Below are 15,052 nucleotides of genomic sequence, written 5' to 3'. Positions count from 1 at the left end.
TCAAGCTCAAAATAACAACATTGAGAGCCCGTGTTAGATTAACAGGATCGTAGAAATGCAAGGAAGTGACTCTCATGCCCCTCTAAAGCGGGGGTTAAAAAACCGCCATATCCAATTAATAGCCCTTGGTGGTGCCATCGGGACCGGATTATTCTTAGGTATTGCACAAACCATTAAAACAGCTGGCCCTGCAGTTTTATTAGGCTACGCGATAGCGGGCCTTATCGCCTTTTTTATTATGCGCCAGCTAGGAGAAATGGTGGTAGAAGAGCCAGTAGCAGGCACTTTTAGCCACTTTGCAGGTAAATATTGGCATGATTTTGCAGGGTTCTTATCTGGGTGGAACTACTGGGTTCTCTATATTTTAGTGGGCATGGCTGAACTTACCGCGATAGGTATCTATGTCCAATATTGGTGGCCAGATATCCCAACTTGGGTTTCTGCCCTCGTCTTCTTTGTGGTAATCAATGCCATTAACCTAACTAACGTTAAAATGTTTGGTGAATTGGAATTTTGGTTCTCTATTATCAAAGTCGCTGCAATTGTCGGCATGATTGCTTATGGTGCTTACATTCTTATTGTCGGCGATGGCGGTACATCAACTATTGCTAACTTATGGCAAAATGGCGGTTTCTTCCCAAATGGGATTGATGGCTTAACCATGGCAATGGCTGCGATTATGTTCTCTTTTGGCGGCTTAGAGCTGATCGGTATTACCGCAGCAGAAGCAGAGCATCCAGAACGCAGTATTCCTCGTGCAACCAATCAGGTTATCTATCGTATCCTAATTTTTTATATTGGTTCGTTAGTCGTTCTTCTTTCTCTTTACCCATGGCAAAAAGTCGCAGAAGGTGGCAGCCCGTTTGTAATGATTTTCCATGCATTAAATAGTGATTGGGTTGCTAACGTACTTAACGTCATTATTCTAACTGCTGCACTTTCGGTATATAACAGCTGTGTTTACAGTAACAGCCGCATGATGTATGGCTTAGCGAAACAAGGTAATGCACCAAAAGCGATGCTTAAAGTAAATCGCCGCGGCGTCCCTTTGGCGGCCCTTACTGTGTCTGCACTTTCCACGGGGTGTTGTGTATTGATCAACTACTTTATGCCTTCTCAAGCCTTTGGCTTCTTAATGGCTCTGGTTGTTTCTGCATTAGTACTGAACTGGATCGTTATTACTATTACCCATATGAAGTTTAAACTCGCTAAAATCAAAGCGCGCGAAAAGACTCAATATCCTTCATGGGGTTATCCAATCACTAACTGGTTATGCCTGTTCTTCTTAGCGGGTGTATTAGTGATTATGTATATGACGCCAGGAATGCGTACTTCAGTATACTTACTTCCGGTATGGATTGTGGCCATGGCCGTCGCTTATTACGCCAAACGTAAACGCTCAACCAACAGCGAACCAGCAGAATTAGCTGAGCAGTTGTAATCCAAACAACACCAATGCCAAACGCCGTGGATTTTGATATTCACGGCGTTTTTGTTTGTTAGGCTAACTTGGGCAACCATAATGCTATTTGTGGCGCGAGACAGATAATTAATGCAGCGGTGCACATTAATAGAAAAAAGGGGAAAGAAGCCTTTGCAACATCACCTATCTTTTCTCCCGTTAATCCTTGTAATACAAAGAGATTAAAGCCAACCGGCGGCGTAATTTGTCCAAGTTCCACCATGATAACTAAGAAAACACCGAACCACAGTGGATCAAACCCAGCTTGAACTATGATAGGTAATGTGATGGGTAAGCTCATAACCGTGATAGAGATTCCATCTAAAAATAATCCAAGAACGACATAAAACAGGGCTAGAGCAATTAATAACATGGCGGGAGAGAAATGCTCTTTCGCGATCCAACGGGCCAATTCGGAAGGAAGGTGCAAATAGCCCATCGCAGTAGAAAGCATCGCCGCACTCACCATAATACTGCATACCATGGTAGAACTTTGCAGTGTGGAAATAAGGGAATTGACGAGAACTTCTTTGGTTAATTGCCTTTCTATCGCCAATAAAATTAATGTCGCGAAGACACCAACAGCCGCAGCTTCCGATGGCGTAGCAATGCCCGAATAGATTGCACCTAATACAATGGTAATTAATCCAATGATGGGAAATAGGTAGCGAAAACTTCGAGCAAAAGTGATATCACATTGAGTTTCTTTCGGGGCGCAATGAGGTTTTATCGTCGCGTGAATCATCAGATACCCCGAATAAAGTAATGCGATTAGAACACCAGGTAAGATACCCGCCATAAATAACTTATTAATTGAAACTTCAGCTTGTATCCCATAGACAATCATTACGATCGAGGGAGGAATCAATAAACCTAAACTGCCAGCCCCCGCTAACGATCCAATCGAAAGCTGCCGATCATACCCTCTCTGTTTTAGCTCCGAGGTTGTGATTTTGCCAATAGTCGCGGTTGTCGCAGAACTTGAGCCACTGACTGCGGCAAATAGCGCGCAACCAACCACATTGGTGTGTAAGATTCCGCCAGGCACTATTCGCGTCCATGGCTCTAACCCTTTGAAGAGTCGGTTGGAAATATCTGATCGAAAAATCAGCTCCCCCATCCAAATAAACAATGGGATGGCAGCGAGTTCCCATGAGTTTCCCGCTCGAAATAAGATTCGACTCAAAATTAAACCGACACGCTCAATCGGCATTCCAGCAAACACAACCAACGAGCAGCATGCAACAATAGCGAGCCCAGCAAAGACCCAGATACCGGAAGCTAGCACCACAAACAAAACAGCGATCACTCCCATTGAGGTAAAAAGAATATCCATGTTAGTGAGCTCCAGAGTTGGCGGAGTGATGATAAATAACGAGAGAAAGAGCCCGAGAGATCAAAGTGAGACAAAGAATGGATATGCCAACCAAAACCAATCCTTGTGGTACCCATAATGGGGTTGCTGCTAGAGATTGACTGGTGGTACCTCTTGTAAAGTTACGCGATACGGTTGACCACCAAATAGTATCTATCCAACAAAAGAATACTGTGGCTAGGAATGACGTTATAAAATCTAATATCCAACGATGCGTTTTAGGAAGCAGGTCTAAAACAAAACTCACTCTAATTAATTGCTCATGTTCTAAACTGTAGCCGAGTGCAAGAAACGTCAATGTAGCCACAGCATACCCGACGAACTCATCTAACACATAAGTTGAAGAACCAAATAGACGTAGTGTAATTTCAAGAAGAATATGGCAAAGAATATACACAACCAATAAGCTAGCGATCGCTATGGCTAATCTATTTATTCCCCGTGTAATACGAAGTAATATTTTCATCATAACCACCTATTGTTTGCGTTGATTAAATTCCTCGATGATAGATTTGCCTCTGGAGCCTGATTCTTGTAACCAAGATTCTAACGTTGGCTTAGCGGCTTTTTGCAAATAGGAGATAAAACTTGTCGGCAAATTGGTAAAAATAGCCACTTTATTATGTTTAAGCTGTTGATAGTTAGCCTTAACTCGAGTGCGTACTGTCTTCCAATTATGTTCATCGGTGAGTTTTGCAGCAGTGAGTAACGCTTTTTTGTCTTGCTCGTCTAGACGGTCGAAATCGTCTTTATTCATATGAACCATGTTCAAAGGAATCGCATATTGAATAGCACTGTAATGAGTTAAATGCTCCCAAAATTGGGCGCTAGCGCCAGCATCTGCCGACGTTAATACAGCATCTATTCCACCTGTAGAAAGTTGTGGCACAACATCAGCCCAAGAGAGGTTTACCGGTGCTGCCTGTGCATTTTTAAATGTTAACGTGCCATTTTTATCGTACGTTCTGATTTTTAACCCTTGCAGCGCTTGTATAGTTTTGACGGGTTTTCTTGACCAGATCCCGCTAGCTGGCCAAGGAGAAGCGTAGAGCAGTAGCTCGTTATTATTGGAGAAAACCTTTTGGTAATAGGGCTTTGCAATGTGGTATAGCAGCTCAGCTTGGTCTTCATTGGTGACAAGAAACGGCAGTGAAGACAATAAAAATATTGGATCGATCCCTGCCATACTTCCTGCCAATGTATCCGCTAAAGGTACAGCGCCATCAGAGACAGCGTAAAAATGATCGGCCGATTTAAATCCTAGAGATCCTCCAGTGTGAAGAGTGATATTAACATTACCATTCGTCAGCTTTTTAACTTGCTCAATAAAAAAAGTATCACCCTGAGCATGAATTGATTGGACATTATATTCCGTTGAAAAATCGAGACTTACTGCGGCATAAACGCTAGTCGTAACACTGCAAGCGAGAAGGACTATTGAGATTAATTGTTTAACAAACATCCGTGTTTTCCTTTTATATGTATTTCTCAACAATCATATAAAAGGAATAGACGAGAAGAACTGCCTAATAACGACATACTTTTAATATATAACGACGCAAATGAAACTGATTAATTTAATGTAATGACTAGAATAGTTATTAATATCTATCTTCACGTCAATTATCATTCACCTTCTCTATTTTAAATAGGAAAATTAAATATTAATACATTATATCATTAGTAGTTCACAATATATTGCAAGGAGGCATTATGTCTACTAAAACAGAAGATATATCAAACAATAACATCGCTCGGCCCAGTTTATTTATTGCCCTATTGCCGATTTTATTTACTTTAGGACTTTTGGGAGTTCAACTCTTTTATTTCGATGATTTTACTCCTCATACGCCCATAGCGATTGGTTTAGTATTTACCTGTGTGCTTGCTTGGTTTAGAGGCTATCGTTGGCAACAACTGGAACACGGTCTATTCCATGTGATTAAAGTTGCCATACCTGTTGTACTGATCATCATGATTATCGGCATGATTATTGGAACCTGGATCGCCAGTGGAACGGTTCCGATGCTCATATATTATGGCTTTGATGTACTGACACCACAGATATTTTTAGCGGCGGCTATGGTTCTATGCTCGGTTATCTCAGTCTCTCTTGGAACATCATGGACAACAGCAGCCACTGTCGGGTTAGCACTAATGGAAGTAGGTAATGGATTTGGTATTCCGATGTATTGGACTGCAGGGGCTATTGTTTCTGGTGCATTTTTTGGCGACAAGATGTCGCCACTTTCTGATACCACCAATCTGGCACCAGCCGTTACCGGAACGTCACTCTTCGCCCATATTAAGAACATGTTACCAACGACTGTTCCCGCAATGGTTATCGCATTCTGTGTGTATCTTTTTGTCGGTTTTCACCTCATTGATGGGCAACATGTTGATTTAATCAAAATACATGCGTTAAGCACGACACTCGCCAGCCATTTTAGCTTTAACCCTATCGTACTTTCTCCAGTCTTGATTGTGCTTGTTCTCGCTTTAAAGAAAATGCCAGCGATCCCAACACTGATGCTTTCTGTTTTAGTCAGTATGCTGATTGCAATGGTCGTTCAAGGAGCGAGCTTCCATGATGTGATGAGTTATTTGCAAAGTGGATTCAGTATCAATTCTGGACAAGCCAGTACTGATGCCTTACTTAATCGTGGTGGCATCCAATCGATGACGTGGATTTTAACCCTTATTCTTATCACTTTAGCTTTTGGTGGTGTATTAGAGCAAACCCGCTGTTTGGAAACGATTATTTTATCTATTTTAACGAAAGTTCGTTCGATCTTTGGCTTGCAAGTAGCATCAACGTGCACCGCATTAGGCACCAATATCATTGCTGGCGATCCTTACCTTTCGATTGCATTACCAGGACGAATGTATAGCCAAGCGTATCGAGGAATGGGTTACTCTACTTTGTGTTTATCACGGTCGATTGAAGAAGGGGGAACCTTGCTTTCTCCCTTAATTCCTTGGAATGCAGGGGGAGCGTTTGTTATACATGCTCTAGGGTTAGGGATAGCGGCAGGACACACTGAGAACCTACTTTATATTGTATGTAGCATCTCTTGTTGGTTATCCCCGCTGCTCGGTTTTGCTTATGCCGCATTAGGAAAATTCGTACCGAAAGCAACCAGCGAGGAAAGGAAACAATGGCAAGATAACAACGAAATTGTATTACGCGCTGAACATACAAGACCTTTCCATCAAGTCACATCTAACTAGGGCTTTGTTTTTCAGTGCGACCATTCCTTTTTATGCCTGTAGACATAAAAAACCCCAATAATTGGCACATCCAATTATTGGGGTGAAGTCTAAATTGTCTCGAGATCAAAGCGGTAATGAATCCATTGATAATAATCTCTCATCTGTTTGTTAAAAGGACAGTGGAACTTTTACCCTAAAGTTTGCGACACAATCTTTAAAGGTGTTTGTCCCACTACCTTTTACTAGTTAACTAGTAGTAGTTAGATTACATTCGGAAGTTAGATTACATTCGGATCATAATTAAACTCATCTATATATATTAAGGGTTTAAAATTATTTGAAATTTTAATTGATTCCGATTTTATATCTTTAATCTCTTGTTGTTTTATTGTATCTAAACCTAACTCGTCAAGATCACTATTAAAAGATTTTACTATTTCTTTATATTTAACACTATCTGGGTTAATATTTCCTTCTGAATCAGAACTCTTAATCAAATCAATAATAAAAGTACCTTTGACAACATTTAAAGCATAAATTCTTTTTTTATATTTATCGAACAACTTGCTATTTATATTATAATTTGAATACCAGAAATCACTATTAAACTTAAGTTTTATAAAAGCTTTAGAATAAAATTCATAAGATAAATTATCCATTGAAAAATTCAAGTTCATCAGTTGTCCAACTGGAGTAAAGTTTTTATCAATCATTAAATTATATAATTCTTTCCTTGTATCAACACTTAAATAACGACTATATTCTATATATTTATACAAAGGGTAATAATAATTATTTTTAGCATTTTTCAATGCTAATTTTAATGTATCCCGATAGTTTACACCATTTATAATAGCAAGTTGATATTCTGATTTTATATCACCTTTTTTAGCTCTAGATTCTAATATTTTTCTAGCTTTTTTCCCCCATTTTTTACTACAGTATCCTCGCAAATAGGAATCACAATCCTTAGCACCAGAATCCAACCTCAATGCAGCATAGGGGTTACCGAGATTTGCTGATCTTTCAAAGAGCATTGCCATTTTCTTCCCGGATAAAACACTACCTCCCGAGATAGATGCTAACCAATACATAGCATCTGCATTATTTTCTTGAACCAACTCCTTTAATAAAGGAATAGCCAAATCCCATCGTTCTCTTTGTATATATAATACAGGCTTATACAGCTTATCTCTGGGTTTATACGTACTTGTTATATAGTAATCGTCAATTTCACTATTATTTAAATCTTCATGGATAAATGAAATTATTTCTTTATTTATATCAAAACTAACAGTCTTTGGATTGTTATCATCACATGCTGTTATTAACATAACAAAAAATAAAAACATACATTTAAATATTTTCATTTTATAACCCACCTTTTATTAACCCAATCAGATTTATTAACTTTAGAATATAATGTTTTTTTAGTTTCGGTATATTCTTTGTTACCTGATACATTTTCTTTAATAACAATTACACCGTTATAATTTATAAGATAATCTATATTATATTCTTTAATAAAAAATGAAATAAAACTTTTATCATCACTATTTATAAACAATTTTATATTCTTAGATAGAAGCTCGAACGTGTCATTTAGTGATTTCATTTGTTCAATAATTGTAATCGAACCAATTATAGATCGAATTTTTATTAAATTATCATATGTATCATCGCTAATACTTTTATTATTTTTTAAAATATTATCTATTAATTCTCTTTGGTATCTTATTAATAAAATCAATTTTGATATAATTACCCAACCCTTATAAATATTAAACCATCTGATATAAGTTACATTACTTAATTTACCTTCACCACCAATTAAGCTCATTGTAATCTCATACTGATTATAAGTATTTTCCACATTTGAACCAGACTTTTCCTTAATCCAACCGAATACTTTAACTAATGCGTCAAGTTTCTCTACTAATATTTTAGCATTATCAACAGTCAAAGAGCTAAGATCATCAATATCAGATAAGCATCCGAGTAATTTTGCTAATACTTCAGGTGGTAATTGGCTAACCCATTCCTGAGTGCTTTTCTGGTTTTCTTTCGCTATGATATTTTTTGCTAAAATATGGCCATAGTCATCTTTTAAATTTTTATAACTATAGCTTTCCCACATTTTAGCTGGTAATAATAATACTTCACCAACGTTTAACCCTAAAAACAACCCCCAAGTGATAATGTAATTCATGACTTTATAATCGGCAGGTAAGTTATTTTCATCATAGATTTTTTGATAATCATCATTATCCCCCCCCACGCCAACAATATGATCAAAACCGTTCTGATAATAAATATTTAATATATGCTTAAACAGCTTATCAATATTTAAATAATCCACTTCAATTGCTACTTTACCTGATGCCCCAGGTCCAGTTACAAGCCTCGCTGCTACTATCCAATATATAGCACCGTTATGTATGGTAATACGGAACTCTCCAGCTAAACCGACACCATAACTAACGGAAGCTTGAAGTGATAATTTACCAAGTCGCATTATGTCATCTTGAAATTCGTAACCATCGTGCTTTTCTTTAGGTGGAAGCCAATAAATCTCACCATCAATAATTCCACCAGCTTCAACACCAGCAAACATATCCATTTTTACGTTTGCATCCGCCGCATATTTGCTCGTTCTCGCTAAAGCGCGATTTGTCGCTTCACTTGTTGAATATGTCTCTCTACGGTAAGTGCTATTACTATTTTCCTCACTTACATTATCACTGTCGCTATCAGAATTCGCAGGAAGGTATGTTTTATCATAATCTTCTACTAAGGAGTATTCACTCCCCCTAACTCCTATTTTCCCATCCTCTTGAGTGCTTAAACCAAACTGAACGTTACTAGATACACAAATACTTGCAGCAGCTGAAGCATATACTGTGGCAGTCAGGTGGAAAAAGAATCCCCCTAATAAATAATCCTGAAGCTTTTCAGTATTGTTATCATAATAGAAGTAAACTTGTTGCCCCGTTTTTTTAACTTTATTATCAGAATTTTCTGATAGTGGATACCAAGCTTCATACCTTAACTGTCCTTTAAACAGTTCAAACGACATATTATATTGCCCAGTAAATTTAGCATCAGTATTTGCCTTTAACCCACTGTATTCGCTCAATGGCGCATTAATATTAGCCTGTGCACTTGCGGTAAAACGCACTAATTGTACAGCTGCATCTACTACATATTGAGGCTGAGTATTGTTCGGACCAAGCCCATCTTCCCAATGGTAGCTATCACTCCAAAATGTAGCGTCTTCTAAATCGGCTTTTTTGGAAATACTTGTAAGATCAAGTAATAATTTTCCGCCAAGTATTTTACTCTTGATCCCATCTATTGTAGATTTTTTGAAGCCTCCGCTTATTGCGGTCATCGCTTCTTCTAAGCTCTTACAGGTTTGCTTTCCCGTAATTGCAGTCCCCACTTTTTGTGCACTCACCATTGCAACTTTTTTTGTAATGTCCAGCAGGTGTCCTTTAGCATCTAAACGCTCACATTTCTCTTTTGGTAAATACCAGGCAGGGCCTCTTACCCACCCTAAATTCCCTTCAGATATTAAGACACATTCGATAACTCGAATACAATCATCATCGGTTCTAATAACCTTTTTCTGCTTTTTCTTGGCATTATATTTTTCATCCTCCCAAATAACCTTAAAGGATTTTACAAATTTTACAGTATCCTCATCTATATAACTCAAGTTTTGGCTTAGATTTGCTCTGGATTCTGCTATCTTTTTGATACTGTCTATACGAGCTTTTGCTAATTTTTTAATCCAGAGTATTCCTGAAAATATCTTGGGCAAAGGAAATGCTTTATAGGAATATTTTTTTCCTTCATAGTTACTTTTTGATGAATCAGAAAAATTACTATTAACTCCAAGCAATTTATTTATATCTGAATTCCACTTGATAAGCGTAGCATCTATAATACTAATTAATGCTAAACAGGGGAAATAAGCCCAATTTTCTGCCCCCGTTTCTTTCAGCATTTTTTTAATAGCTTTCTCATCTGTTATGTTTATTTTACCGTTAATATCCCTCTTACCTATAGAGCTAAAATCTAAATTTATATCCTTGTACAATTTATCTATAAGATCTTCAGCTTTATCTATTTCTATAGGTAAACCTTTTCCTGAACTAGCATGCTCTCTCCAGTCAGAAAAATTTTTTTTGAATTGTTTAGGGCCTCTTTCGTCTTCATTATCCCCTTCTAACTCACTATAAGAAAGACATTGTTCCTTAATAACATAACCATATCTATTTATAGATTTTAATGCTTTTATGTATTTCCTTCTTCTCCAGTCTGGTGGATAGTTAACTTCTAAAACATCATGAAATTCTCTTATATAAGTATCTGCAGTCTCATGAGAATTTAAAGCTAATATGCTGTCATTATAAATATTTAACTTCTTTTGTACAAAAGAAATATTTTCTTCCAATTCTTTTTCTGTCTTACTTGTATAATATTTTCTTACCTCATCATAAACATATGAACTTCCATCATCTGATTTAGTTATAGTTGCTTTGCTTTTAGCTTTTTTTTCTAAGGAATTTATTTTTTTTTCTAAATCTTTTTCTATATCTAACTTTATTTTTTTTATAGCTTTTTTTTCATTTTCTTCGTTTATTGCTATTTTTTCTATGTAATCAATCGCCCTTTTATCACCGCCAACAGACCAATACTTAGGTTTTGTCATCTCAATTTGAATTTCATAATTTTTCAATTTTTTATCATATAAATATTCATATTGGTCATTACTAAGTTCTTGTTCAGCTAAATTTTTTAAAAAACCATCCTTACCTTTGTATGCACCGGTTTGCAATGTTTTCAAAGTGATAACTAAAAAATCATATCTTTCTCGATCTTTTTGATCTAAAAACATACCATGTGGTGATGTATAAAAACTTGAAAATACGCCAAGATCATTTAGATTCTTTATTGTTTTTTCTTTGTCGTTTACATCTAAAGCACCACTTAAAATTTCCTGTTCTTTTTTTATTGCTTTCTGTGCTTCTTCTGTTATTGCATAATAACGTTTTTCCCCATTCGTTGGGTCTGCTGGCACATACAATATGTCGACATACTCCCCTCCTGAGCATAAGTCGTTATTAGACGCATTTTTTTCTGGTGATTTTGTAAGATCTATTTTTATATCACTTTTAATAGGCGTATCTATTTCGTTTCCAGCATAAATTAAATCAATATCTTTTATTTGCTCAGAATTTAGAGTTTGCAATTCTTCTACTGTAGTATTGAATTTCTCTGCTAATAGAGATAAACAATCACCTTTTTTAATAGTGTATTTTTTGTAATCTTTAGCCATGATTTATACCAACATTTTAAATATTTCTGACGTTAACTTATACGGAAATTTCATTTCTTTATTTTTATTATTTAGTTTTCTTTTTATTGTATTAACGATTAAACCTTCCCCGATCCAACTTAATGAATCAAATGGTCCTAATACAGTATTGATATCATTTTCAGTTAGTTGATCTATAGTTAAACCATCCCAAGTAGGAACTGAATAGAATCGAAAAAACATAGGGCTGTCATCTACAATTACATAATGTAATGCCTGTAAATGCTGGATGAGCATTTCTTGATCTTTTTCTTCTGCCACAGAAAATAATACGCTGCTGGTTCTAATGTCATTTTCCTTACTCAACAACATTTCAAACTCTTTCACTGCGGTGTACTTAAATGCAACAGGGCCTATTTCATTTAGATGTTCATAAGGTGTGCCAAGAAATAATTGCGTTAATTCTAAGTCCGGTAAATATCGGTAAGCCAATTCTTCAATATCTGGGACTCGAATTTTATCAACGACCATCCACTGCTGACCTTGTGGGGCTTTCACACTACTGAATAGGCTCATGCATCCTCCCCTTCAATACAAGTACAATCAGTTCTTAAGCATGTGCCATCAGCTTGTCTTTGACACATTTTGGCCAACGGTGTGTTATCCATAGCAATTTGTTCTAACGCTTCAACACTAATTAGCGCAGGATTAGCCAACGCATAAAGAGCTGGATCGGCAGGAGTCAACGATGCTGCGACACTCTGTGCAGCCACTTCAGCCAATGCCTCTACATCTTCTAAGGAGGTTGGTAATGCAGCCACTAAGCCGCCGTAGCCTGAACCTGCGCCCGCGCTACCGCCGGAGTTCAGATTAATGGCTGACCCCACGACAGTGACGCCTGATGCGTCTAATTTAATAAAACTTCCTGATGCGCTGATGGTAAGTTCATCACCAGCATCTAGTACAATCTTGTTACCAGCTTTTAGATGCACTTCACTACCTGAGTCGATAATGGTTTTATCTGTCACCTTTTGATGGAGCGAGCCTGTCACATCAATGGTTTTATCTTTGGTAATGTTATTACGGCTTTCACCTTTCACCGTCAGGTGTTGGTTATTTTTGACTTGGGTGTAACTGTGACGGTCAACGGTAAGATGTTTATCGTTATGAATCACTTGGGTGTGATCATTTTCAACCAAAGCTTCATAGTCTTTTTGCGCATGAACAAAAATCTTTTCGCTATCAGCTTGGTCTTCAAAGCTTAATTCGTTATAGCCTTCCCCTTGGTGGGTCTCGGTACGCAACACGGTTTTAGTTTTGTTATCCGGCAAAACATAGGGTTGGGTATTGGTCGCATGATAGGTACGGCCAGTAATAATTGGCTGATCAGGGTCACCATTTAAAAATGACACGATGACTTCATGGCCGATGCGAGGAATCGCCATTGTGCCGTATTGAGGGCCTGCCCAGCCTTGAGAAACCCTAACCCAACACGAGCTTTGTTCATCGGCATTAGAATAACGATCCCAAGGGAAATGAACTTTCACGCGACCATATTTATCACAAAAAATTTCTTCACCTTCAGGACCAACAACACGCGCAATCATAGGACCATCAACTTGTGGTTTCGTCTGTGGTGTTGCTTGCCAGTTTACGGTTGAAGGGATTGCTTTAAATTGGTTAGAGTAAGTCGTCGCGCCACTGCCAGACTCTTCTTCAAGTGCTTGAGGCTGCTCACCTTGATGACTAACAGCCACCAGCAAATACGAACTATTCATCTCATCATTAAGATGTTCTTCCAGCGTAAATTGGTAACCCGCCCTCATTAATGGTTGGTTGCCTTTACCGGTAAACGTTTTTGCATTACGACGCAGGAATTCTAGGCGAATACTATTAAATGCTTTGCCTGATGTATCATCTTTAAAGCGCCCAGGAGCATCAAAATGTTCGTAATTATCAGTGAGCTGATAATCCATATTGGCACCTTCAGCACTTTGAGCGAACTGATAGCTAGGTTTTTTGAAACTATAGTCTTGTAGCGCTGTACGGCTGACATCACTTTGTGTATGCGCGTTAAAGTGCGATACATAAGGCGTATCGTTGGTACCGCCAGATAACGCATTGTAAGGAATGGCATTGGTGATGGATGGTAAGCTTGATGTTCCATCAGTGAAGAGCAACGTATGTTTGCCCTCTTCATGTACAAAGCTATACACCAAGCCTTCTTCAGCTGCGAGTCGGTGGATTAATTCAAGATCTGTTTCACGATACTGAACACAAAACTCACGCTGCGCACACTCACGCTGTACGTTAAATGCGTAATCAGTCACTCCCATTTCTTGCAGCAGAATAGAAATGATTTCAGGCACTGTTTTGAGTTGAAACAGGCGGCTGTTTTGACGCAGTGACAAACGCTCAAGCGCAGGCACTAATGTTAATGAATAAAATGTGTAGTTGTGTCCAATATCGCCCTGAGTAAAGTTGCGAACCACGCCATTGACGCGTTGTACGACTTCATCATCACGATATAGAGTCAGTTCTGCCATTTTATCAACAACTTGATCGGGGGTGAGATCCGTTTGCCGAGTTGCTAATTCGATAAAATATTTAAAGCCGTAACAGGGTTGACCTTTGAACAAACTGTCTGACAGGGATTCGTGCCCTTCAAAGCGTCGAACGACTAACGTATCGTCTTCCACTCCGTCTATTTTTATTGAATAACCTAGCCTTGCCATCCTGTTTTTTCCTTTATTCTTTATAAACAGTAAAACCTTAAGCTCAAAACACCACTATGATGCCTTGGGCTTAAGGTTCGATTTATCGCTCACCTCTTGGGTGAGCGATGAGTGCTTCAAGCGTGATGGATTACGCTTCGACAGGTGTGCGCCAGTCATCTGAACCCGAAGTACCCGCATTAACGTGGTCCCAAGTGATCTTACGGTAAGTCAATGAAACAGTGAGATTTTGGGTAAAGTCCGATTTAGTCGGATCTTGGCAGTGTGGCATTTCACAACGAATATCTACGATGGATGCGTTTTCTAGCTTAGTGGTAAAGAAGTTCTCTTGTTTACCTTCGATAGAAGTACGGTACCATTTCAGTTCAACTGTCGACATTTTTTCGCCAGATGCCAATGCGTTGTATAGCAGTGGAACCGCTTTGTTTAGCGATACAGTAAACTTAAATGCTTTATGAACACGCTGGCCTGCAGGTTGACCTGATTGAGGATCCGTTGGAACAGTCACGTTGTGATCGAACTCTTGAACCAGCATTTCGTCTTCATGACCTTCTACATAAGAATCACCGATTGAATCTGCTGTGCATGCGCCAGCAGTGATAAGACCCTGAGTTTGACCTTCGATAGAGATATAACATGGAGTTGGCATTGCAAATTCCTTTCTAATATTGATGATTGCGCCTAGCGCGTTGTCAATATAAAGAGAGCAAGGTCAATGCCAACAATCGCCCTTATAAAAATCATATAGTTATAATCAATCATCACCTTTTAAAGCAATAACCTGCCTAGCTCTGAGCAAGATCTTGCTTGCTGGGCAAACTTCGTACAAACGACGCTTTTTGAAACTGTGATCCTGCTTCAGATCAGATTTATACTAGCAAAACTTACCGACAAAAAAGCCCAATTCACAGTGTAAATTGGGCAAAACAAAGCAAGACAATTAA

Annotated in this window: 10 protein-coding genes; 2 read left to right on the top strand and 8 right to left on the bottom strand. The window is 38.1% G+C overall.

What is annotated here, in order from left to right; all coding sequences use genetic code 11:
• Positions 1 to 55 precede the first annotated feature (55 nt).
• Positions 56 to 1,441 (top strand): amino acid permease, encoded by a 1,386-nt coding sequence (locus I1A42_RS23500; protein WP_196125376.1) that lies wholly within the window; start codon positions 56 to 58, stop codon positions 1,439 to 1,441.
• A 58-nt stretch (positions 1,442 to 1,499) separates the two neighbouring features.
• On the opposite strand, the gene I1A42_RS23495 is transcribed toward I1A42_RS23500, so the two are convergent.
• From I1A42_RS23495 to I1A42_RS23485, 3 genes are read right to left on the bottom strand one after another with little or no spacing between them, the layout of a single operon-like run.
• Positions 1,500 to 2,798: a TRAP transporter large permease gene (locus tag I1A42_RS23495; protein ID WP_196125374.1), complete on the bottom strand. Its 1,299-nt coding sequence runs from the start codon at positions 2,796 to 2,798 to the stop codon at positions 1,500 to 1,502.
• A 1-nt stretch (position 2,799) separates the two neighbouring features.
• Positions 2,800 to 3,306: a TRAP transporter small permease subunit gene (locus I1A42_RS23490; RefSeq protein ID WP_230389737.1), complete on the bottom strand. Its 507-nt coding sequence runs from the start codon at positions 3,304 to 3,306 to the stop codon at positions 2,800 to 2,802.
• 6 nt (positions 3,307 to 3,312) lie between these two features.
• Positions 3,313 to 4,299, bottom strand: coding sequence for a TRAP transporter substrate-binding protein (locus I1A42_RS23485; protein ID WP_196125372.1), 987 nt, complete (start codon positions 4,297 to 4,299; stop codon positions 3,313 to 3,315).
• Between the two features lie 251 nt (positions 4,300 to 4,550).
• Between I1A42_RS23485 and nhaC the strand changes: the two genes are divergently transcribed.
• A complete protein-coding gene (gene nhaC / locus I1A42_RS23480) occupies positions 4,551 to 6,068 on the top strand; it encodes a Na+/H+ antiporter NhaC (RefSeq protein ID WP_196125370.1) in 1,518 nt (505 codons plus the stop codon).
• A gap of 260 nt (positions 6,069 to 6,328) precedes the next feature.
• Here nhaC and I1A42_RS23475 read toward each other — a convergent pair whose 3' ends face one another.
• The 5 genes from I1A42_RS23475 to I1A42_RS23455 all read right to left on the bottom strand — a co-directional run bounded on the left by I1A42_RS23475 (position 6,329) and on the right by I1A42_RS23455 (position 14,757).
• Positions 6,329 to 7,420 carry an SEL1-like repeat protein gene (locus I1A42_RS23475; protein ID WP_196125368.1) on the bottom strand — a complete coding sequence of 364 codons (1,092 nt, stop codon included), beginning with the start codon at positions 7,418 to 7,420 and terminating at the stop codon, positions 6,329 to 6,331.
• On the bottom strand, positions 7,417 to 11,394 hold the full coding sequence (locus I1A42_RS23470; protein ID WP_196125366.1) for a LysM peptidoglycan-binding domain-containing protein: 3,978 nt from the start codon (positions 11,392 to 11,394) through the stop codon (positions 7,417 to 7,419). Before I1A42_RS23470 ends, I1A42_RS23475 begins: the two co-directional genes overlap by 4 nt.
• A gap of 3 nt (positions 11,395 to 11,397) precedes the next feature.
• Positions 11,398 to 11,949 (bottom strand): DUF4123 domain-containing protein, encoded by a 552-nt coding sequence (locus I1A42_RS23465; RefSeq protein WP_196125363.1) that lies wholly within the window; start codon positions 11,947 to 11,949, stop codon positions 11,398 to 11,400.
• Positions 11,946 to 14,108: a type VI secretion system Vgr family protein gene (locus tag I1A42_RS23460; RefSeq protein ID WP_196125361.1), complete on the bottom strand. Its 2,163-nt coding sequence runs from the start codon at positions 14,106 to 14,108 to the stop codon at positions 11,946 to 11,948. The genes I1A42_RS23465 and I1A42_RS23460 overlap by 4 nt, the downstream gene beginning before the upstream one ends.
• 130 nt (positions 14,109 to 14,238) lie before the next feature.
• Positions 14,239 to 14,757, bottom strand: a complete 519-nt coding sequence (locus I1A42_RS23455) for an Hcp family type VI secretion system effector (protein ID WP_161157768.1) — start codon at positions 14,755 to 14,757, stop codon at positions 14,239 to 14,241.
• Between the last annotated feature and the right edge of the window lie 295 nt (positions 14,758 to 15,052).

Source organism: Vibrio nitrifigilis, assembly GCF_015686695.1.
In the GTDB taxonomy this organism is placed as follows: domain Bacteria; phylum Pseudomonadota; class Gammaproteobacteria; order Enterobacterales; family Vibrionaceae; genus Vibrio; species Vibrio nitrifigilis.
This window is presented reverse-complemented; position numbering and strand designations above follow the sequence as displayed.

Coding starts and splice junctions, on each gene's coding strand:
- nhaC (WP_196125370.1), top strand. CDS start 4,551: ATGTCTACTAAAACAGAAGATATATCAAACAATAACATCGCTCGGCCC.
- I1A42_RS23485 (WP_196125372.1), bottom strand. CDS start 4,299: ATGTTTGTTAAACAATTAATCTCAATAGTCCTTCTCGCTTGCAGTGTT.
- I1A42_RS23455 (WP_161157768.1), bottom strand. CDS start 14,757: ATGCCAACTCCATGTTATATCTCTATCGAAGGTCAAACTCAGGGTCTT.
- I1A42_RS23465 (WP_196125363.1), bottom strand. CDS start 11,949: ATGAGCCTATTCAGTAGTGTGAAAGCCCCACAAGGTCAGCAGTGGATG.
- I1A42_RS23490 (WP_230389737.1), bottom strand. CDS start 3,306: ATGATGAAAATATTACTTCGTATTACACGGGGAATAAATAGATTAGCC.
- I1A42_RS23460 (WP_196125361.1), bottom strand. CDS start 14,108: ATGGCAAGGCTAGGTTATTCAATAAAAATAGACGGAGTGGAAGACGAT.
- I1A42_RS23495 (WP_196125374.1), bottom strand. CDS start 2,798: ATGGATATTCTTTTTACCTCAATGGGAGTGATCGCTGTTTTGTTTGTG.
- I1A42_RS23470 (WP_196125366.1), bottom strand. CDS start 11,394: ATGGCTAAAGATTACAAAAAATACACTATTAAAAAAGGTGATTGTTTA.
- I1A42_RS23475 (WP_196125368.1), bottom strand. CDS start 7,420: ATGAAAATATTTAAATGTATGTTTTTATTTTTTGTTATGTTAATAACA.
- I1A42_RS23500 (WP_196125376.1), top strand. CDS start 56: ATGCAAGGAAGTGACTCTCATGCCCCTCTAAAGCGGGGGTTAAAAAAC.